Origin of the sequence: Synechococcus sp. GEYO (assembly GCF_900473955.1) — a bacterium.
In the GTDB taxonomy this organism is placed as follows: domain Bacteria; phylum Cyanobacteriota; class Cyanobacteriia; order PCC-6307; family Cyanobiaceae; genus Synechococcus_C.
The window spans coordinates 352,323-370,582 of sequence record NZ_UCNL01000008.1; the positions used below are offsets into that span (position 1 = coordinate 352,323).

At 56.7% G+C, this 18,260-nt stretch carries 22 protein-coding genes; 8 read left to right on the forward strand and 14 right to left on the reverse strand.

From position 1 onward, the window contains the following. Nucleotides 1–68: 68 nt before the first annotated feature. Together fba and DXY37_RS09085 are read left to right on the forward strand one after the other, a co-directional pair. Nucleotides 69–1,142 carry a class II fructose-bisphosphate aldolase gene (gene fba / locus DXY37_RS09075; RefSeq protein ID WP_115126313.1) on the forward strand — a complete coding sequence of 358 codons (1,074 nt, stop codon included), beginning with the start codon at nt 69–71 and terminating at the stop codon, nt 1,140–1,142. A gap of 290 nt (nt 1,143–1,432) precedes the next feature. Then, a complete protein-coding gene (locus DXY37_RS09085) occupies nt 1,433–2,095 on the forward strand; it encodes a TMEM175 family protein (RefSeq protein WP_115126315.1) in 663 nt (220 codons plus the stop codon). Nucleotides 2,096–2,124: 29 nt separating this feature from the next. Here DXY37_RS09085 and DXY37_RS09090 read toward each other — a convergent pair whose 3' ends face one another. The 3 genes from DXY37_RS09090 to purS are packed head-to-tail and all read right to left on the reverse strand — an operon-like array spanning nt 2,125 to nt 4,007. Beyond that, on the reverse strand, nt 2,125–3,099 hold the full coding sequence (locus DXY37_RS09090) for an LD-carboxypeptidase (RefSeq protein WP_115126316.1): 975 nt from the start codon (nt 3,097–3,099) through the stop codon (nt 2,125–2,127). Nucleotides 3,100–3,102: 3 nt separating this feature from the next. Continuing rightward, nucleotides 3,103–3,756, reverse strand: coding sequence for a phosphoribosylformylglycinamidine synthase subunit PurQ (gene purQ, locus DXY37_RS09095; RefSeq protein WP_067094988.1), 654 nt, complete (start codon nt 3,754–3,756; stop codon nt 3,103–3,105). After that, nucleotides 3,753–4,007: a phosphoribosylformylglycinamidine synthase subunit PurS gene (gene purS / locus DXY37_RS09100; protein WP_067094991.1), complete on the reverse strand. Its 255-nt coding sequence runs from the start codon at nt 4,005–4,007 to the stop codon at nt 3,753–3,755. The genes purQ and purS overlap by 4 nt, the downstream gene beginning before the upstream one ends. Before the next feature lie 60 nt (nt 4,008–4,067). Here purS and DXY37_RS09105 point away from each other — a divergent pair, with 60 nt between their 5' ends. Further along, nucleotides 4,068–4,457 carry a hypothetical protein gene (locus DXY37_RS09105; RefSeq protein WP_244277007.1) on the forward strand — a complete coding sequence of 130 codons (390 nt, stop codon included), beginning with the start codon at nt 4,068–4,070 and terminating at the stop codon, nt 4,455–4,457. On the opposite strand, the gene DXY37_RS09110 is transcribed toward DXY37_RS09105, so the two are convergent. Further along, entirely contained in the window at nt 4,458–5,162 is a 705-nt protein-coding gene (locus tag DXY37_RS09110; protein WP_170951830.1) for an SDR family NAD(P)-dependent oxidoreductase, read from the reverse strand. A gap of 26 nt (nt 5,163–5,188) precedes the next feature. On the opposite strand from DXY37_RS09110, the gene DXY37_RS09115 reads away from it, so the two are divergent. Further along, nucleotides 5,189–5,779: an isoprenylcysteine carboxylmethyltransferase family protein gene (locus tag DXY37_RS09115; protein ID WP_371638052.1), complete on the forward strand. Its 591-nt coding sequence runs from the start codon at nt 5,189–5,191 to the stop codon at nt 5,777–5,779. 69 nt (nt 5,780–5,848) lie between these two features. After that, entirely contained in the window at nt 5,849–6,457 is a 609-nt protein-coding gene (locus DXY37_RS09120) for a hypothetical protein (protein WP_115126318.1), read from the forward strand. Nucleotides 6,458–6,468: 11 nt separating this feature from the next. Here DXY37_RS09120 and DXY37_RS09125 read toward each other — a convergent pair whose 3' ends face one another. The 3 genes from DXY37_RS09125 to DXY37_RS09135 are packed head-to-tail and all read right to left on the reverse strand — an operon-like array spanning nt 6,469 to nt 8,470. Next, nucleotides 6,469–6,831, reverse strand: coding sequence for an MliC family protein (locus DXY37_RS09125; protein ID WP_115126319.1), 363 nt, complete (start codon nt 6,829–6,831; stop codon nt 6,469–6,471). Further along, nucleotides 6,831–7,940: a cobalamin biosynthesis protein CobW gene (gene cobW / locus DXY37_RS09130; protein WP_115126522.1), complete on the reverse strand. Its 1,110-nt coding sequence runs from the start codon at nt 7,938–7,940 to the stop codon at nt 6,831–6,833. Before cobW ends, DXY37_RS09125 begins: the two co-directional genes overlap by 1 nt. After that, the gene (locus DXY37_RS09135; RefSeq protein ID WP_115126320.1) at nt 7,940–8,470 is read right to left on the reverse strand and encodes a pentapeptide repeat-containing protein; all 531 of its coding nucleotides are present in this window, start codon (nt 8,468–8,470) and stop codon (nt 7,940–7,942) included. Before DXY37_RS09135 ends, cobW begins: the two co-directional genes overlap by 1 nt. Before the next feature lie 87 nt (nt 8,471–8,557). On the opposite strand from DXY37_RS09135, the gene DXY37_RS09140 reads away from it, so the two are divergent. The 3 genes from DXY37_RS09140 to ilvD are packed head-to-tail and all read left to right on the forward strand — an operon-like array spanning nt 8,558 to nt 11,219. Continuing rightward, the gene (locus tag DXY37_RS09140) at nt 8,558–9,175 is read left to right on the forward strand and encodes a uracil phosphoribosyltransferase (RefSeq protein WP_115126321.1); all 618 of its coding nucleotides are present in this window, start codon (nt 8,558–8,560) and stop codon (nt 9,173–9,175) included. 24 nt (nt 9,176–9,199) lie between these two features. Next, nucleotides 9,200–9,496 (forward strand): hypothetical protein, encoded by a 297-nt coding sequence (locus tag DXY37_RS09145; protein WP_067095008.1) that lies wholly within the window; start codon nt 9,200–9,202, stop codon nt 9,494–9,496. 52 nt (nt 9,497–9,548) lie between these two features. Then, a complete protein-coding gene (gene ilvD, locus DXY37_RS09150) occupies nt 9,549–11,219 on the forward strand; it encodes a dihydroxy-acid dehydratase (RefSeq protein ID WP_115126322.1) in 1,671 nt (556 codons plus the stop codon). Here the strand turns inward: ilvD and DXY37_RS09155 are convergent, their stop codons facing one another. The 7 genes from DXY37_RS09155 to glpX all read right to left on the reverse strand — a co-directional run bounded on the left by DXY37_RS09155 (nt 11,220) and on the right by glpX (nt 18,162). Then, a complete protein-coding gene (locus DXY37_RS09155) occupies nt 11,220–11,582 on the reverse strand; it encodes a hypothetical protein (protein ID WP_115126323.1) in 363 nt (120 codons plus the stop codon). It lies immediately after the preceding gene. A 1-nt stretch (nt 11,583) separates the two neighbouring features. Next, nucleotides 11,584–12,156, reverse strand: coding sequence for a CIA30 family protein (locus tag DXY37_RS09160; protein WP_256377373.1), 573 nt, complete (start codon nt 12,154–12,156; stop codon nt 11,584–11,586). Further along, the gene (gene pgl / locus DXY37_RS09165) at nt 12,153–12,869 is read right to left on the reverse strand and encodes a 6-phosphogluconolactonase (protein ID WP_115126324.1); all 717 of its coding nucleotides are present in this window, start codon (nt 12,867–12,869) and stop codon (nt 12,153–12,155) included. Before pgl ends, DXY37_RS09160 begins: the two co-directional genes overlap by 4 nt. Before the next feature lie 10 nt (nt 12,870–12,879). Beyond that, a complete protein-coding gene (gene gndA, locus DXY37_RS09170) occupies nt 12,880–14,298 on the reverse strand; it encodes an NADP-dependent phosphogluconate dehydrogenase (protein ID WP_115126325.1) in 1,419 nt (472 codons plus the stop codon). 87 nt (nt 14,299–14,385) lie between these two features. Next, nucleotides 14,386–15,681: a glucose-1-phosphate adenylyltransferase gene (locus tag DXY37_RS09175; protein WP_115126326.1), complete on the reverse strand. Its 1,296-nt coding sequence runs from the start codon at nt 15,679–15,681 to the stop codon at nt 14,386–14,388. A gap of 131 nt (nt 15,682–15,812) precedes the next feature. Then, nucleotides 15,813–17,126, reverse strand: a complete 1,314-nt coding sequence (locus DXY37_RS09180) for a glutamyl-tRNA reductase (protein ID WP_115126327.1) — start codon at nt 17,124–17,126, stop codon at nt 15,813–15,815. A 31-nt stretch (nt 17,127–17,157) separates the two neighbouring features. Further along, on the reverse strand, nt 17,158–18,162 hold the full coding sequence (gene glpX / locus DXY37_RS09185) for a class II fructose-bisphosphatase (RefSeq protein WP_115126328.1): 1,005 nt from the start codon (nt 18,160–18,162) through the stop codon (nt 17,158–17,160). Between the last annotated feature and the right edge of the window lie 98 nt (nt 18,163–18,260).

Consider the following 18,260-nt stretch of genomic DNA (forward strand, 5'->3'; position numbering starts at 1 on the left):
ACTACTCAGGTAAAGTCTCGGCCCTACGGACCTTTTAGTCCGATAGGGCTTTTTTTTGGACTTTCTCTATGGCGCTCGTTCCGCTTCGGCTTCTGCTCGACCATGCTGCCGAAAACGGCTACGGCATTCCTGCATTCAACGTCAACAACCTTGAACAGGTGCAGGCAATCATGGAAGCGGCCGACGAGACCGATAGTCCGGTCATCCTGCAGGCTTCCCGTGGCGCACGCAGCTACGCAGGTGAGATCTTTCTGCGCCACCTGATCCTGGCTGCCACTGAAACCTATCCCCACATTCCCGTGGTGATGCATCAGGACCATGGCAATGCTCCTGACACCTGCTATTCGGCAGCAATCAACGGATTCACCTCCGTGATGATGGATGGATCCCTCGAAGCTGACGCCAAAACACCCGCCAGCTACGACTACAACGTTGCTGTCACCAAGCAGGTTGTTGATTTCGCTCACTCCGTTGGAGTGAGTGTCGAAGGTGAGCTGGGATGCCTGGGCTCACTGGAAACCGGAAAGGGTGAGGCTGAAGACGGCCATGGCTTCGAAGGTGAGCTCTCCAAGGACATGCTGCTGACAGATCCAGCAGAAGCTGCGGATTTCGTGGCCAAAACCAAGTGCGACGCATTGGCCATCGCGATCGGTACCAGCCATGGTGCTTACAAATTCACCCGCAAACCCACCGGTGAAGTGCTGGCAATCAGCCGAATCGCTGAGATTCACAAAGCGATCCCCAACACGCACCTCGTGATGCATGGTTCCTCTTCCGTGCCCCAGGAGTGGCTGGAGATGATCAACAAGCATGGTGGTTCAATTCCTGAAACCTATGGAGTTCCTGTGGAGGAAATCCAGGAAGGAATTCGCAACGGTGTTCGCAAAGTGAACATCGACACCGACAATCGCCTTGCCTTTACTGCGGCAGTACGTGAGGCGGCGATCGCCGATCCAGCCAATTTTGATCCCCGCCATTTCAACAAGCCAGCTCGCAAATACATGAAGCAGGTCTGTCTCGACCGCTATCAGCAGTTCTGGGCCGCAGGCAACGCCAGCAAGATTCAACAGCAGAGCATCACCTACTACGCCGGCCTCTATGCCAAAGGTGCACTGGATCCCAAAGCCACTGTTGCTGTCTGATCAACTTGACCACACAACTTGCATCAAACAGGGGCCATCAGGCCCCTTTTTTTTAAGGCTGTTTGAAGCCTTCAAAGATTCAGTGGCGTCTCGGTCAATAGCGAATCAAACCTGCGTCAATCATGATCAGCCCGAAGCAACCTGATTGAACAAACCAATGTCAGGGAGCAGATGACGAACAAAGAGACTTGCAACACTTGATTCAGTGATCACACTGATCGAATCAGCAAAGAGGAGGTGAGCCAATAGCAAGGTGAGATCTACCATGAGAATCCTTTGATCAATCTCGAATGGACGGCGAACAGAATTCAATCTCGCCCGTTCAGCGGCGATCATTCGACCGACTGATCAACTTCACTGATGCAGTTGTTGCGATTGCCATCACTCTTCAACTGCTTCCGCTGGTTGACATCAAATCGACAAGCGGAGAATCGATATGGCAAGTGATTAGCGACAACTCATCTCAGATTTTTGCATTTTGGCTGAGCTTTTTAATCCTTTCTGTGTTGTGGCTTAAGCACAATCAGGTCTTCAATTCGATGAGAACTTTTGATGGAATAATTTTTTGGCTGAATTCATTATGGATGGCATTAATTGTTTTCCTTCCCTGGCCCACAGCACTCTATGGTTCATTAAATGATGGGCAGATAATTGCAAGCAAGGGGGTCGGCCTTCTCTACTGGTGGACTCTTGCATTGATTAGCGGCATTGGATGGCTTATCGCAATCCATGCCTGGCAGAAGCCCGAGCTGCTTGAGCAGTCAGCCCTCATCAAAGGTCGTGAGGGTTCAGGACTCAAAAAATATCGAGGGGCAAGCTTCGTTGCCGCCTTTCTGTTGATTGGCCTGGCCGCAGAATTTTCGCCTCAATTCGTGCCCTATCTGACTCTTGGAATGATTCCAATGGACTTGCTGTTGAGAAAAAAAGAAAAGAGGCAAAACCCGAAGAAATGAGGCACGCAACAGACGCTGAACGAGACCCTTTAGGCCTGCAGTGTGAGTTGGCCAGATGATGCATCGAGCAATGCTTCGCGTCCAAGAGGCAGTGCCCAATTCGGCAGACCATGACCAAGAGGCAGATCCATGACAAGAGGTACGCCGAGATCACTGAGACGTTCGTCAAGGATTTCCGGCATGGAGAAATCGCCAGGGAGAACATCGTCTTCTTTCCAGCTGAAGCGACCACAGGCCACTCCGGCCAAACCCTTGAACAGACCAGCGCTGCGCCACTGGGTGAGCATGCGATCCACTCGATAGGGCGCCTCGCCCACATCCTCGAGCACCAGAATCGCCCCTTTGAGCGAGGGGAACCAACGGGTCCCAATCAGATGGGTTGCAACCGTGAGGTTCGTAACCACCAGTCGTCCCCGTGCCTGACGACCGCGCCGTCCTCGTCCTTGCAATGGTTGCGTCGGTCGTCCGCTCAGCAGGTCAACCGTGCGTTGCCACTGCTCCTCGACTCCCCAGGCAGAGCCATGAATGGCTCCCAGCAGACCGGCCTGCCACTGGGCGAGTAGAAGAGCACTGCTGTCAGAGAAACCCAGAGACCAAAAGGGGCGATCAGGAAACCGCAGGCCAGACTCCAGCACACGCGCTGCACCCCAGCCACCTCCCACGTACACCACGCCATCGAGAGTGGGGTCGTTCCAGGCGTCTTCGATTGAGGCACGCCGCTGATCATCGGTGGCCGAGAACCATTGCCACTGACCTCTGACGCTCTCTGGAATTTCAAGATGCCAGCCTTGAGCGGCGCATCGCTGCAGCAATGGCGTGAAATCCGTTTCAGGATCCATCCACGTGCCTGGATTGATGGCTCTCAGCCGTGAGCCTCGGCGAAGGGGAGGCACTGGCCGAGGTTGACGCGACCTGGATGTGGCTCTGCCATGACCTCCAGCCAAGGACACAGCAACTCCTGAGCCGGCGGAAAGAGCCAGCGCCAGAAGAGAACGACGACGCATGGGTCAGGAGAGCAGCGCTTCCAGGATGGCTCGACCTGCCGTTCCTCCCGTCTGCTGATCACAAGCACGCTCAGGATGAGGCATCAGTCCGAGCACCGAACCCGAGGCATTGGTGATGCCGGCGATATCCGAAACGGAACCATTGGGGTTCACGCAGTACTGCAAGGCGATGGCGTCATCGTCCTGAAGCTGCTTCAGCGTGTCATCACTGCATTGGTAGCGCCCCTCTCCATGGGCAATCGGCAGGGAAAACTGGCTTCCCCGGCCACGGGAAGACAGCCATGGCGAGCGATCACTCGCTACAGAAAGAGCAGTGTCTTCACAGATGAAATGAAGATCACGGTTGCGGGTGAGCGCGCCAGGTAGAAGTCCCAGCTCTGTTAACACCTGGAAACCATTGCAGATGCCTAGGACCCGTCCACCGGATGAAGCGAAACTGAGCAGTGATTCAAGGACTGGAGCAAATCTGGCGATTGCACCACAGCGCAAGTAATCCCCATAGCTGAATCCCCCGGGAAGGACGACCGCATCAAGACCACTCAGATCACGTTCCTCGTGCCAGAGGTATCGCGTTGGCATCCCCAAGCAGCCCTCGGTCGCCCAACGAACATCACGGTCGCAGTTCGATCCAGGAAAAACGACAACGCCGATGGTCATGACTGGGTCAACTCAAGAGTCCAGTTCTCGATCACTGGATTGGCAAGCAGCCGATCACTGAGCAGCTCCAGGTTTCGGCGTGCTTCAGCCTCATCAGAGGCCTCGACTTCCAGTTCCACAGCTTTGCCGATACGCAGTCGTTCCACACCCTCCACACCGAGACGGGACGCGGCTGCCCTGGCAGCCTCACCGGCTGGATCGAGTACCGATGGGCGCAGGTGCACCAGAACGCGGGCTTGGTAACGCGGCACGGGCTCCGAGCGGCAATTGTTAAATATTGACAGGCCAGGGGACCGCTTTCGTTCGACGAAATGCACGTTGAAAAAGCCCCTTGCTGCAAAGTCCAGTCCGTGCGCTATCCACTGGCACCCCTCATCCGCTCCTTCAGCCAGGCCAGCGTGCTACTTGCGGCTGGCCTCGGCCTGGCTGCTCCAGCCCAACCCGCAGTCAGCGTGCCCGTGGAATGTCGGCAACAGCATCAAGCGTGGCAAGACTGTCGCTATGAGAGCGATCAACCTGGCAGCAGCTGGCAACTGGCGTTTGAGAACACAACCGTGCGCTTCCAACATGACGGCAGCGGGCGCATGAAGATGCAGCGGAATGGCAACAGCACCTGGACGGGAGTGCAGGCCCGTTGGGTCGCGGAAAGGACGCTCTGCTGGAACGACATTTGCGCCCGAGGAGAGATCCCTCTGGATTGATCAACGCTCGAGCGCTGCATTAACGGCACATTCAAAAGGCACCGCCGCCGACGGAAGCGTGAGCAGATGCGCGCAGAGACTGGCCAGATCCTCAGGCTGTGTCATCTGCTCGGGCGGCATTGTTTTCACCCCGGCGGCCATTTGGGTATTGACCCAACCAGGGCAGACAGCGGTGACACGAATGTTCTGATCCCAACCCTCGTTGCGCATGGTTTGGCAGAGGCCCATCAATGCGAATTTGCTCGCGGTATATCCAGCAAGCGAACCTTTGCAGCGCTTGCCGCTCATCGAAACCAGCACCTGAATCCGACCCCGTCCAGAATCAACGAGGGCAGGCCAGGCAGCCCGAGTCAACCACCAGGGACCCATCACATTCACGTTCCAGAGTTCATCCGGTTCAGCGCGTTGCTCTTCACTGAACAACAGGGGAGTCCGACGCAGGATTCCAGCGCAGTGAATGAGCGTATCCAGGGATCCAAACCGGCTCAGAGCCGTGTCGACAACCCGTTGAGCATCTTCTGGAACGCGAGCGTCATAGGGGCATGACATCAGGCGATCGGGCAATAGATCGGGGTCCAGATCGGTTCCCGACAAGGCCTTGGGATCGCGCACTGCCAGGCAGAGTCGCTGCCCTTGCTTGATCAACGTGCGCGCCACCGCGGCCCCGATTCCCCTGTTGGAACCAGTGATCACGACGGTTCTCATGATTGATGGGAGGTCAGAATTGGAGCATGGTCCCACTCAGGAGCAGTCGTGATGGAGACAGCCCCGCCATGAGCGGCTGGAAACAAGCATTCACAGGCTGGGGGTTGAGCTGGGACGGCTGGTTCAACAACCGACGTGGTGAGTGGTGGTTGATGGCACAGCTGGCCCTAATCAGCTGTCATCTGATCCCTGCATGGCCAAATCCGGGGTTGTTCGGGATTGCCTGGCCTGCTGCAGCTCAAATCATGGGCCTGATCACCCTGACAATCGGCCTGGGCCTGGCCGTCCAAGGATTTCTGACACTGGGGCCCAGCCTTTCTCCGCTACCGGATCCGAAACCGGGAGCTGATCTGGTCACCACAGGCGTCTATGCACGCTGCCGCCATCCTCTCTACCGAGCGGTTCTGGTCTGTTCTCTTGGAGTGGTGATCGCGTTGGGAAGCATGCTGCATCTGTTGCTGTTTCTGCTTCTGATCAAAGTTCTCACCGGCAAAGCTCGGCGCGAGGAACGCGCACTGCTTCGTGAGCTTCCCTCCTATGCGGACTACATGAGGACGACGGCGGCCATCGTCGCCCATTGCCCTGGCCTGGACTGGCGACAACTCGAGGCCAGCTGAACAACCGTTTATTCATTCATCAAGCGATAATCATCCCCCTTAGGACAGGCACGTTTTTCTGCCAACGGGATGCAAATCGTCAGAACTCGTCCTCTGTTCAGCAGCCTGCTCTCAGGTCTGACCCTGGCCATGGTTCTGGCAGGGACAGGTTTGACGTCTGCAGCGAGAGCTGAAGCCAAACCGTTCAAACGGCAATCCTTGATGGCGTTGCTTGAGCCTGAAGCGCCGAAGCCCGATCCTGCTCCCACCCTTGTTCTCGAGCGCACCGATCGTCGGCTGGCAACAACCGGAGATCCCATCTGGAACCTCAAAATCGAGATTCCTGGTGAACCTCTGCGTCGTTTTGACGCCGTCAGTGGCCGAGCCAATCGTCAGAACGCCAATCGTGACCAGCTCGGTAGCCGTGCGCCCCTGCCGATCGGGAATTACAGCGTGGGTGTCGTTGAACCCTTGACCGACGGTCATTACCCCGAGCTTGGTCCTGTGTGGATCAGCATCGAGCCCACCTTCACCACCGGTCGCAGAGTGCTGGGGATCCACCTGGATCCCAGCGCGGGGCTTCAGAACGCCAACAGCGGAACTCTGGGTTGCATCGGCCTGGTCAACAGGTCCGACATGCTCGAACTGGCTCAACTGATCGAACGCAGCGGCACGGATCGGCTGGAAGTCCGTAATTAAAGGGCCGCTCTCTAGACCACCGAATCACAGTCCTTCAACGTGACGCGCCACTCACCCTCAGAGTCGCGCTGTTGAAGGAAACCGCTGTTGCTTTTGATCCACCAGGTGAGCTCGCGGTCAGCACTGAATCGAGCTCCCGATGCCGAAGCGACCTGCGGCAATGTCAGCTGACGTCCATCCGGCAGTCGCAGTCGAACAAACGCCAGAGAACGATCGCGTAGCTCGTAATAGGTCGCCTCAAGCCGCTCGCCACCGCTGCAGCGGTAGCTCACACTCATCCCCTGTTGAAGCCGTGGTTCTTCGGCCTTGACGGCGATGAACGAATTCCATAGCCCTCCGAAAAGAGCTGCTGTTGCGAACCACCGCAAGATCATCAAACTCCCTGCAGACAAGTGTTCTGCAAGCGCTGTTCGAGTCGCTGGGTGGAATCACTTTGCAAACCGATCACCACCAACTCCAGACCCTGGCTACCAACAGGCTTCCAGGCCTCAATCGGAGCAGACTCAAACCAGCTTTCTAAACGAGGACCCACCATCTGGATCTGAAGAGGAAGGGTTTTTCCCCGAATCCAGAGCCGTCCCTTCAGCCGGATCACATCGTGGTCGATCACAAAGCTGCTGAGCAACTGTTCGAGCTGTCCACGCTCGAAGCATCCCTCCAGTTGAATCTGACCGCTGACCGCCTCCACATGGGTGTGATCGTGATGATGATGGCCATGCCCCTGGTCATGGCTGTCATGGCCGTGGCTGTCATGTTCATCGTGTGGGGAGTCAATGTCAACGGGCATCGACTGGTGGGCGTGATCCATCCCCAGCACAAGCGCTGGATCCACAATGCCTCGACTGATCGCCAGGGTGCCAGCTCCTGACCTCACCCGTTCTGCAAGCTGCTGTTGAACTGACTCCAATTGGGAGGCATCGAGTCGATCCGATCGACTGATCAGCACGAGGTCTGCCGCCTCAAGCTGATCTTTAAACAAGTCATCGATGGCAGTGAGGTGATCCAGATTGGGATCCTCCTGACGCTGACGTTCAAGGGCTGCGGGATCGCCAACGGGGCTTCCTGCACTGAGAGCTTCCCCATCCACAACGGTGACCACCCCATTCACATGAACCCGCTTACGGATGGCTGGCCACTCAAGAGCCTTTAGGAGCGGTCTGGGCAGTGCCAGGCCACTGGTCTCCACGACGATTCCATCGAGCTGATCCGAACGCTGGAGCAAGGTCTCCATCGTCGGCAGGAAGTCGTCCTGAACCGTGCAGCACAAACAACCGTTGTTGAGCTCCACCAACCGACCGTCAACCTCGTCTTCAGGGCAGAAGCCACAGCTGCGGATGAGATCGCCATCCAAACCGACCGAGCCGAATTCATTGACCATCACTGCCAAGCGCTGGCCGCTGTTCACCAGAAGATGTCGGAGAAGCGTTGTTTTACCGGCCCCGAGAAAGCCGGTGATCACGGTGACTGGAAGCCGTGAAGGCATCAGCGACACCCCAGGGATTCACGGGTACTAAGACCACTGCGGCTGTTCACACCTGTGGCCCGGACGCACAACGCCTTGAGCTGGGGAAGGTCGATCACAGCATTGGTGAAATCCGTTCCTTCGATTTCAGCATCGTTGAAGCGACTTTGCATCAACATCGCGTTGGTGAAGTTGGCATCGCGAAGATCGGCTCCGTCGAAGCGACTAGAGAAGGCCACGACATCCTCAAGGTCCGCTCCCCGAAGATCAGCACCCTGGAGCTGCGAGGTATTGATCACAGCACCACGCAAATCGGTCTCGCTGAGATTCACCTCGCGTAGGTCAGCCTTGAGGAATTCCTTCTCTTTGAGATCGCGCCCATGCATATCGGCAGTTATGTCTTGAACAGCCCGTTGCCCGCGCAGCTCAGGAGCCGTGATCGCATCAGCAGCATCACCACCGACCACCAGTCCGATGACGACGAGCAGGCCACACAGCAACGAAGCGATTAAGCGGCGGGAAACAGATTGAAAAAAAGCAGACAAGACCATGGTGGGTGAACGCTCGACAGGTCTTTAGGGACAACTGCCGTAACTTGAGCAGTCACGATATGGCAGACGACTGCCCAGCCACGCGTCATGGCCAAGACTCTCCGGGTAGTGGTACCGCCCCATCCCCTGATCGCCCACTGGCTGACCGTGCTGAGGCATGAGGGGACACCACCGGCTTTGTTCCGAACGGCCATGGAGGAGCTCGGACGCTGGCTCAGCTATGAAGCGATCCGCGACTGGTTGCCTCATCGCAGAGATGTGATCAAAACTCCTCTGGCCAGCACGGAAGGAACGGTGATTGAAACAGCGGTTCCACTGCTGGCCGCCCCGATATTCCCGGGAGGACTACAGCTCTGGGAAGGTGCACGCCAAGTGCTGCCCAGCGCCGAACTTTGCCTGGGAGGTCTGCCTGAAGCGATTGAAGCCCAGGCCGGTGTGGTGCTGCTTCTGGATCAGATCCGTCAAGGCGATGAACTGATCGAACTGCTGCGGCGTCTGGAGCAACTGGGCGTCGAAGCACCGCGGCTGAGGGTGATCACAGCGCTCACCGCCAGCCCAGGACTGAAGCAAATCGGTGAGACCTACCCGGAGATCACAATCCATACAGCCTGTATCGATGCCGACCTCGACGAGCAAGGCCGGATCCTTCCAGGAATCGGTGATCCCCTGCAAAGACTGGGAATCAGAACAGCTCAGCCGCACTAGGCTGGAAATATTAAAAGGAAGCCCATGGCGCGGCAGCAGGACTCTGGATCAGGAACTCTGGCCACCCTTGTTAGTGGTGCCGTTCTGGGAGCGGCAGGCTTCGGATGGTGGCTGCTCTCCGAGGCTGACCGCCGTCGGCGACTTCGCAACCAGCGCTCGATGCTCTACGCACCGCGCATGCAGGATGGTAGTGAGGCCTTCAGCGCAGGGGATCGTCCAGAACCCGACACCGACAGCCACCTTGAAGCTCGCGTCGAACAGCTGAATTCCGCGATTGCAGATGTGCGCCGTCAGCTTGAAGATCTCGGCTCCAGACAGTGACAGAGCGGCCGGTAGGTTGACCGAAGTGAATCGCCGCAACGCGAGATCGTCCATGCTCCGCTCCGATGCCGTCACCAAGGGGATCCAGCGTTCCCCTAACAGGGCGATGTTGCGAGCCGTGGGCTTTGGTGACCAGGATTTCGGCAAACCGATCATCGGGATCGCCAACGGCTACAGCACGATCACACCTTGCAATGTGGGCCTGAACGATTTGTCGAAGCGTGCAGAAGCGGCAGCGCGCCTGGCCGGAGGCATGCCTCAGATGTTCGGGACAATCACCGTCAGCGATGGGATCTCCATGGGCACCGAGGGGATGAAGTACTCCCTCGTCAGCCGTGAAGTAATTGCCGATGCGATCGAGACGGCCTGCAACGGCCAGAGCATGGATGGCGTGCTTGCCGTTGGCGGGTGCGATAAGAACATGCCCGGCGCCATGTTGGCGATGGCCCGGATGAACATCCCGGCGATCTTTGTCTACGGCGGCACAATCAAGCCGGGAAAACTCGGTGGATGCGATCTCACCGTAGTGAGTGCCTTTGAGGCCGTGGGTCAGCTCACGAACGGCAAGATCGACATGGACGAACTCATCGCCGTCGAAAAAAATGCCTGCCCTGGAGCTGGAAGCTGCGGCGGCATGTTCACTGCCAACACGATGAGTGCAGCGATCGAAACCATGGGGCTCAGTCTCCCGTGCAGCTCAACAATGGCGGCTGAAGATGCTGAAAAAGCCGACAGCGCTGCTCGGTCAGCGGAGGTCCTTGTTGAAGCGGTGAAAGCAAATATCAGGCCTTTGGATCTTCTGACCAGAGAGGCCTTTGAAAATGCCATCAGCGTGATCATGGCCGTTGGCGGCTCAACCAACTCGGTTTTGCATCTGCTCGCCATCGCGAGAACGGCCGGAGTCGAATTGACCATCGATGACTTTGAACAGATCCGCCAGCGGGTTCCGGTCTTCTGCGATCTGAAGCCGAGCGGTCGATACGTCACCGTTGATCTCCACAGAGCAGGCGGCATCCCCCAGGTAATGAAACTGCTGCTAAACGCCGGCCTCCTACATGGAGATTGCCGAACGATCGAAGGAAAGACGCTGAAGCAGCTACTCAAAGATGTGCCTTCAGCCCCCCCAGCTGATCAGGATGTGATCCGCCCGATCAGCAAACCCATTTATCAGAAGGGACACCTGGCCATTCTCAAAGGCAACCTTGCACTTGAAGGAAGCGTCGCCAAGATCAGCGGTGTCAAATCACCTGTACTGACGGGCCCAGCGAGGGTCTTTGAAAGTGAAGAGACCTGCCTGGAGGCCATTCTTGAACGCAAGATCAAGGCAGGAGACGTTGTCGTCGTGCGCTACGAGGGGCCAGTGGGTGGACCTGGTATGCGCGAGATGCTGTCACCCACTGCAGCCATCGTTGGTCAGGGGCTGGGAGAAAAAGTGGCCTTGATCACCGACGGTCGCTTCAGTGGTGGTTCCTACGGACTGGTGGTTGGGCATGTGGCCCCCGAAGCAGCCGTTGGAGGCAACATCGGACTGGTTGAAGAGGGCGATAGCATCACCGTTGACGCCAATCAACTTGTGCTTCAACTCAATGTGGATGAAGCCGAACTGGAGCGCAGACGCGCTGCCTGGAGCAGTCCGCCGCCCCGCTATCGAACCGGCATTCTTGGCAAATATGCACGTCTTGTCAGCTCCAGCAGCAGGGGAGCGGTCACAGATCAACCCTGATCAGACCAGCAGGGCTCTGAGACGTCGAGCAAGGGCTTCAAGTGGTGCTCCATCGGCTGGAGCAGAGCAACGCTTGCCCGTTTCACCATCCATCCAAACAGGGTGCTGACCGTGCCAAAGCATCGGCCTTGCAGGTTGATCAACCCAGGCAAGGGTGAGATTGAGCTCCTCGCCACTGCGATACAGCTCAAGCTCGAGATCGAGCTCTTCGAGACGATTCCCGTCTACATCACGACATTCGATCCGTCCTCGGTAGTCATCGAGCGTTGCATCCTCGGCAGACAGGACGGCATGAAGCACAGGCTTGCGGCACAGGTCTGCTGCAGAGGCGATCAACGTCTCAAGCGCAGAGCAAGCACTCATCTCAAAACGCTTCGATCGAGCGGATCAAAAGCTTGATTGCACCAGCTCGATAGCCGGGATTTGGCTCACCATCGTCACCGAATCGTGAATGCAGTAACTGGAGACGAGTGATGCACGACGGATCGAAGCGAACCGGAAGGCTGACAGGTTTGGCACGGACGACAGGCTTGAGGCGGTCAAAGGGAAGTTCAACAACCGTGGTGTCCGTTAATTCAGTGGCAACCGTCGTGACCCAACGCAATCCACCTGGAATCAGCTCAGTGAGTCCAAACACTCCATCCCTGCAAGCCACCGCAAACTTGAAACTGCGGCCTTCCCCATCCAGTCTCAGACGCAACCCTGAGTAGGAAACGAGATCCAAGGGGGGTCGGTAGACGGGCGAACGGCAGCTCACAAAACCGCCCCCTTCACTCACCACTTCGCCTTCGAGAACAAGGCCCTGATCACTGAATCTGCAGCCGGCACTGCTGGACCCGCCCATAATTGTGTCATTGAGGCTGGCCCATTCGCGAAAGGAGTCACCGGCAGCGATCACTCGAATTTCAGGTGGCTGGTGGTGGGGAGTTGTTGTCAAAGACCTTCAGCAGCAGCCTGATCGGCGAGCACGAGAATCTCGGAACCCGGTTGAACCAGCTTGGCAGGTGTGCGCTCCGGGGATTCATCTGCATCGACGAGTCGCGACAGAGCCTGGCGTTTGGCATCTCCGCTCACGAGAAACACCACCTGGCGTGCAGCACTGAGCACAGGTGCCGTGAGAGTGATCCGCTCAAGCCCTTTGCCCCGTCCAATGGTGGTCCAGCGATCACGGACTCCAGGAGCCTCAGTGCCAGGGAAGAGTGACGCCGTATGACCGTCATCACCAAGCCCGAGCAGCATGAAATCGAACACGGGTGGCTGGCCCTGACAGACCTTGGCCACTAACTCCGCAAAAGCCTCGGCGCTGGCTTCCGGAGACGCCAGTTCCACCGTCGGAACGGGATGAAAACAAGCGCGAGCTCCAGGCTGACCCTGCTTGAGCAGGGTGTTACGCAACATGCGTGCGTTGCTTGATTCATCTTCAGCGGCAACCCAACGTTCGTCGCCCAGAAACACATCAACCCTGTCCCAGGGCAGATGCTCCTGACCTAGCAATGCATAGGCCAAAGCAGGGGTGCTGCCACCAGACAAGGCAATCTGCGCCCGATCCCGCTGATCAAGAGCCAGGTCAATCGCCGATCCGATGTGCTCGGCGGCTCTTCGAGCAAGACCTCGGGTCGTACCAACCTGCTCGATGCGATAGGAGCTCATCGCTCGGTCCTCAGTTGAGCCACTCGGTGTGGAAGGTGCCGTCTTTGTCGATGCGCTCGTAGGTGTGGGAACCGAAGCAGTCGCGCATCGCCTGTACAAGGTTCTGAGGCAGTCGTGCTGTGCGGTAGCTGTTGATGTAGTCGAGAGTGCTGCTGAGACACGGCACCGGCACGCCAGCAGCAGCAGCACCAGCAACCACTTTGGCCAAACCGGGCAGACGTCGGTTCACTTGATCGGCAAACCAGGGATCGATCAACAGGTTTTCCAGCTGGGGGTTGGCGTTGAAAGCATCTTGAATGCGCTTAAGCAAGCGGGCGCGAATGATGCAACCACCTTTCCAGATCTGTGCGATCGAAGGCATGTCCAGGTTGTAGTTGTGCTCGGCGGATGCAATCCGTAGCAGCTCCATGCCCTGGGCGTAGCTCGCCATACATGCCAGAACCATGGCATCCATGAGAGGAGCCATGCCATCGGCGGATGAGCCCATATCGAAGGACTGAAGTGCCGGCCCCTTCAAAATCGGCTCAGCCTTTATGCGCTGGTCTTTCATGGAGCTCATCACCCGTCCATTGAGGGCGGCATAGATCGTGGGCACCGAGGCCCCCATCTGCAGAGCACTGACAACTGTCCAGAGACCCGTCCCTTTCTGACCGGCCTTGTCCTGGATCTTCTCAACAAGTGTGGTCCCATCATCAGGATCCATCGTGCGCAAACACACCTCGGTGATTTCGACGAGATAAGAGGAGAGCTCTTCTGTGCTGTTCCAGTGAGCGAACACATCGGCCATCTCGAGGCTGCTCATGCCACCGACCCGTTTCATCAGGTCGTAACCCTCCGCCAAGATCTGCTCAATGCCGTACTCGATGCCGTTATGAACGGTCTTCACGAAGTGACCTGATCCCCCTGGTCCGATGTAGGTGACGCAAGGACCATCCTCGACCTGGGCTGCCATCTTGCAAACCAGACTTTCAATCGCGTCGTAGGAGGCCTTGGTCCCCCCGGGCATCATGCTCGGCCCCTCCAGGGCACCTTTGGCTCCACCCGAGACGCCCATCCCAATAAAACCAAAACTCTTACTTTCCAGCTCAGCAACGCGGCGTTCGGTGTCGTGATATTCGGAGTTACCACCATCAATTAGCAGATCTCCCTCATCTAAATAGGGGGAAATCTGTTCAATCACAGCATCCACAGGTCCACCAGCCTTGACCATCATCAAGATGCGTCGTGGCTGCTCCAGTTTGTTAACGAAATCCTGAAGGTCCGTGGCGCCCTGAATGTTCTTACCAGCACCCAGACCAGCAAGAAACTCTTCGGTCTTTGCGTAAGTGCGGTTGTAAACGACGCTCGAGAAACCATTGCGCTCAGCGTTGAGGACAAGGTTTTCCCCCATCACGCCTAGGCCAATCAGACCGAAGTGGGCCTTGGACATGCTCGTTTGGACGATTCACTGACAACAGTGTGACCACGACAACCGAAGTCGGCTGCAACGTGGTCCATCTCTGTCAGGAATGAATGATCAGATCACACTTCCATCAGGAATCGAAGCATTTTTGACAATGACCACGATTCCATTTCGGATGTAGAAGCCGAGCTCCGGGCGATCAGCTTCTTCAACATGGTCCTTATTCACGATGCTGACATTGGAACCAATACGAGCATTTTTGTCGAGAATGGCTCTCTTGACCGTGGTGCCCTGACCCACTCCGAGAGGGATGCCACCGCGCTCTTTAAGCACGGCTCGCTCTTCGCTCGACTCGAAGAAATCAGCACCCATCACGAGGGTGTCTTGAATGACCACATCCGACTCAAGCCTGCTACGGACGCCCAGAACGCAGTGATGAACGCTGCAGGACTTCAAAATCGACCCTTCGCCGACAATTGAATTGGTGATCTGAGCATCAACAAGCTTGCTCGGAGGCAGATAACGCGGCCTTGTGTAGATCGGGAATTTCTCGTCGTAGAAGCTGAACGGCGGTTGTGGTTGTTGTGTCAGCGCGAGGTTGGCCTCATAGAACGCACCGATCGTACCGATATCTTCCCAGTAGTCATCAAAGACATAGCTCTGGAGTTTGTCCCCTTGAGCAAGTGACTCAGGGATGACTTCCTTGCCAAAATCCTTGTGGTTGGTGTTGCCATCAAGGAGATCGAACAGTGTCTGACGGCTGAACACATAAATGCCCATCGAAGCCAGATAAGGGCGCTCCTTCGCAGATTCGGGACTCAACCCGAAGCGTGCGGTGTCGACGGCCATCTCAAGCAGGGAGTCACCCTTTGGCTTCTCACGGAATTCCTGAATATTGCCGTCACCATCTGTTCTCATCAGACCGAAGGATTCAGCCTGTTTGGCATCAACAGGGAGAGCCGCCACCGTCAGATCGGCTCCAGTGCGGCGGTGATGCTCGATAAAACGGCTGTAGTCCATGCGATACAGCTGATCACCAGACAGGATTAGATATTCATCGACATCCCATTCCTGAAATAGCCACTGATATTTGCGAACAGCATCAGCAGTGCCTTCGAACCAGGAAGGGCTGTCTGGAGTCTGCTGAGCAGCAAGAACCTCGACGAAGCCTCCACCAAAGGAATTGCTGAGATTGAACGTCTGGCTCAGGTGACGGTTCAACGACGCACTGTTGAACTGCGTCATCACGTACATCTTGTTGATGTCGGAGTTGATGCAGTTGCTGATCGGAATATCGATCAGTCGGTACTTACCCGCGAGAGGAACCGCGGGCTTGGCCCGCATCTTGGTGAGGGGATATAGACGCGTTCCCGCTCCTCCCCCGAGAATGATGGCCAGAACACGCTTCATGCCGCCCCCGCAGATCGGCTTTGCCGGGCAAACCTACCGGACTTTTGGTGCTCCAAACCGATGCATGGGCCAGATCCGACGAGAATGCTGGGAATCAGTTTTAGACAGGGAACTTGCGAGTCGGAAATCACTCAGCGTTCCTGCTCGTCATCCTGGACCAGATCAAACAAACGCTCGACCACAAGCAATGCATTTTGTCGTTCGCTGCGCTGCTGTGGTGCACGCAGTGATGTCACCGGGGTGTGCAAAATCTTGTTGATGATGCCCTTGCTGAGAGCTTCCACCACCTTGCGCTCACGGGCCGAGAAATCAGGTCCCATGCGGCTTAGCGCCTTTTGCAATTCTTCTGAGCGAATCGACTCCAGAGAAGAACGAAGTCGGTTGATGGTCGGAACTGCCTCCAGGCTGTCCCACCATTCCAGGAAAAGCCTCGCTTCTTCATCAAGCAGGCCCTGAGCCTCACGAGCCACCTGCTGTCGAGCTTCCTGATTGCGTTCGACAACTTCCTTCAGATCATCGACGTCGTAAGCCTCAACACCGGAGATTCCATCCACATCAGCGTCAATGTTGCGGGGAACGCCGATGTCGACCAGGCGCAGCGAACTGCGACGATTCAACTGCTGAAGTCGATTGGCATCAATAATTGGATCATCCGCTGCCGTACTGGTGAAGACCAGCGAACAGGTGCTCAGGCAGTGATCAAGATCCTCGAGTGGGCGGCACTGCACGGGCAGATCCGGGAAGTCTGCAGCGAGAGCTTGTGCACGGCTCACAGTGCGGTTCAAAACAACAACACCTGAAGCACCCTTCGCTTTCAGATGTTGAAGCAGAAGACGACTCATTCGGCCCGCCCCAACAACAGCCACCTGTTCATCCTCAAGGGTGACCAGATCATCCACACCACGGCTCTGACCCAGCTTCAACTGGGCAAGTTCAACAGCCGCGGAGCTGATGGAAACGGCACCGGTCCCCAAATTGGTTTCACTACGAACCCTTTTCCCTGTGCTCACAGCTTGGGTGAGTAATCGATTGAGGATCGGGCCGAGCGATTTGTGCTCCTGCCCCAGGCGCATCATTTTCTTGACCTGGGACAGGATCTGCCCCTCCCCAAGCACCAGGCTGTCAAGACCGGCGGCAACCCTCATCAGATGACCAACGGCATCTTCGTGGTGAAAGGTGAACAGGTGGGGTTTCAGATCGCCGGTATCCAGTCCGGAATGTCCGCTCAAAAACTCCCTAACTGCCGAAATTCCCAATTCAGGGTTGCGAACCAGGGTATAAATCTCAAGACGATTACAGGTGCTGAGAATCGAAGCCTCAAGCACCTGGTCATGACCCCGCAGATTCTGCAGGGATTCCTCCATGGTTTGCTCAGGAATACTGAGCTTTTCGCGCACTTCGACCGGTGCCGTTCGATGACTGAGGCCGACAACGGCGATGTGCATGGAGAAAACCCTCGCTGCTGAAAGAAGGAGGTCAGCTCAGAGCAATGCTCTGTGCACCGTCCTTGATATGAACCGTGTTGGTGAAACGGCAGGTGTTGTCAAGGTTGCTGATAATCAGGCTGCTTGTGCGAGTGCAGTCGTTCTCAAACTTAACGCCGTGGAACAACAGGCCATCCGTGATGCCACTTCCAGCAAAAATCACATGCTCACCAGAAGCCAACTCATCAGCTTCATAGATCTTGTCGGGATCGGTGATCCCCATTTCGGAAAGTCGCGCCAAGTTGCCTTCCTTGGTCATGTCAGCCCACTCAGAGGTCTGAGCGATGGCAGGGTCATAAACCAACTGACCTTGGAAGTGGCCGCCCAGAGCGCGCATAGCCGCTGCTGAGATCACACCTTCGGGAGCTGCACCGATGCCCATGAGGCAATGGGTGCCAGTGCCAGCAAAACCACAGGCAATGGCGGCTTGCACATCACCATCGGAGATTGGCTGAACCCTGGCACCAGTCGCACGGATTTCAGCAATCAAGCTCTTGTGACGAGCTCGATCCATCACAACAATCGTAAGATCACTTACAGCTATTCCAAGACACTCGCTGAGAATTTTGATGTTCTCCGTCGCCGATTTGCGAATGTCAACCTTGCCCTTAGCAGCCGGGGGAGCTGCCAACTTCTTCATGTAGAAGTCAGGAGCATTGAACAGCCCGCCACGATCGGAAGCTGCGAGCACAGCCATTGATCCGCGTTGGTTGTTCGCGCAAAGGTTGGTGCCTTCGCAGGGATCAACAGCAAAGTCAACGCCAGGCCCCTTGCCTGAACCGACTTCTTCACCGATATAGAGCATGGGAGCTTCGTCACGCTCGCCTTCTCCAATCACGATCCGGCCCTGCATTTCGATTTGACCCATGCGCTTGCGCATGGCTTCCACCGCTGCGGCATCAGCTTCGTCTTTTTGGCCGAGGCCTGTGAGCTCGGCAGAGGCTATGGCCGCCTGCTCAACGACCTCAAGAATTTCCTGGATGAGAGTGCGATCCACTGTTGTGCGGCGGGGAACTAATGCGGAGAGGATCAGCTCTCAGGGCTTGGCGCCACTGGGCTTTTCGCTCAAAAGCGCGGCTTACTGTATCAGTCAAT

Excerpts from the sequence above, each read along its gene's own strand:
- ilvD (WP_115126322.1), top strand. The coding sequence starts at position 9,549 with ATGCTCCGCTCCGATGCCGTCACCAAGGGGATCCAGCGTTCCCCTAAC.
- purQ (WP_067094988.1), bottom strand. The coding sequence starts at position 3,756 with ATGACCATCGGCGTTGTCGTTTTTCCTGGATCGAACTGCGACCGTGAT.
- DXY37_RS09125 (WP_115126319.1), bottom strand. The coding sequence starts at position 6,831 with ATGATCTTGCGGTGGTTCGCAACAGCAGCTCTTTTCGGAGGGCTATGG.
- DXY37_RS09120 (WP_115126318.1), top strand. The coding sequence starts at position 5,849 with ATGCAAATCGTCAGAACTCGTCCTCTGTTCAGCAGCCTGCTCTCAGGT.
- DXY37_RS09135 (WP_115126320.1), bottom strand. The coding sequence starts at position 8,470 with ATGGTCTTGTCTGCTTTTTTTCAATCTGTTTCCCGCCGCTTAATCGCT.
- DXY37_RS09110 (WP_170951830.1), bottom strand. The coding sequence starts at position 5,162 with ATGAGAACCGTCGTGATCACTGGTTCCAACAGGGGAATCGGGGCCGCG.
- DXY37_RS09155 (WP_115126323.1), bottom strand. The coding sequence starts at position 11,582 with ATGAGTGCTTGCTCTGCGCTTGAGACGTTGATCGCCTCTGCAGCAGAC.
- cobW (WP_115126522.1), bottom strand. The coding sequence starts at position 7,940 with ATGCCTTCACGGCTTCCAGTCACCGTGATCACCGGCTTTCTCGGGGCC.
- gndA (WP_115126325.1), bottom strand. The coding sequence starts at position 14,298 with ATGTCCAAGGCCCACTTCGGTCTGATTGGCCTAGGCGTGATGGGGGAA.
- DXY37_RS09115 (WP_371638052.1), top strand. The coding sequence starts at position 5,189 with ATGGTCCCACTCAGGAGCAGTCGTGATGGAGACAGCCCCGCCATGAGC.
- DXY37_RS09140 (WP_115126321.1), top strand. The coding sequence starts at position 8,558 with ATGGCCAAGACTCTCCGGGTAGTGGTACCGCCCCATCCCCTGATCGCC.
- DXY37_RS09175 (WP_115126326.1), bottom strand. The coding sequence starts at position 15,681 with ATGAAGCGTGTTCTGGCCATCATTCTCGGGGGAGGAGCGGGAACGCGT.
- DXY37_RS09090 (WP_115126316.1), bottom strand. The coding sequence starts at position 3,099 with ATGCGTCGTCGTTCTCTTCTGGCGCTGGCTCTTTCCGCCGGCTCAGGA.
- DXY37_RS09085 (WP_115126315.1), top strand. The coding sequence starts at position 1,433 with ATGGACGGCGAACAGAATTCAATCTCGCCCGTTCAGCGGCGATCATTC.
- fba (WP_115126313.1), top strand. The coding sequence starts at position 69 with ATGGCGCTCGTTCCGCTTCGGCTTCTGCTCGACCATGCTGCCGAAAAC.
- pgl (WP_115126324.1), bottom strand. The coding sequence starts at position 12,869 with ATGAGCTCCTATCGCATCGAGCAGGTTGGTACGACCCGAGGTCTTGCT.
- DXY37_RS09145 (WP_067095008.1), top strand. The coding sequence starts at position 9,200 with ATGGCGCGGCAGCAGGACTCTGGATCAGGAACTCTGGCCACCCTTGTT.
- DXY37_RS09105 (WP_244277007.1), top strand. The coding sequence starts at position 4,068 with ATGCACGTTGAAAAAGCCCCTTGCTGCAAAGTCCAGTCCGTGCGCTAT.
- DXY37_RS09180 (WP_115126327.1), bottom strand. The coding sequence starts at position 17,126 with ATGCACATCGCCGTTGTCGGCCTCAGTCATCGAACGGCACCGGTCGAA.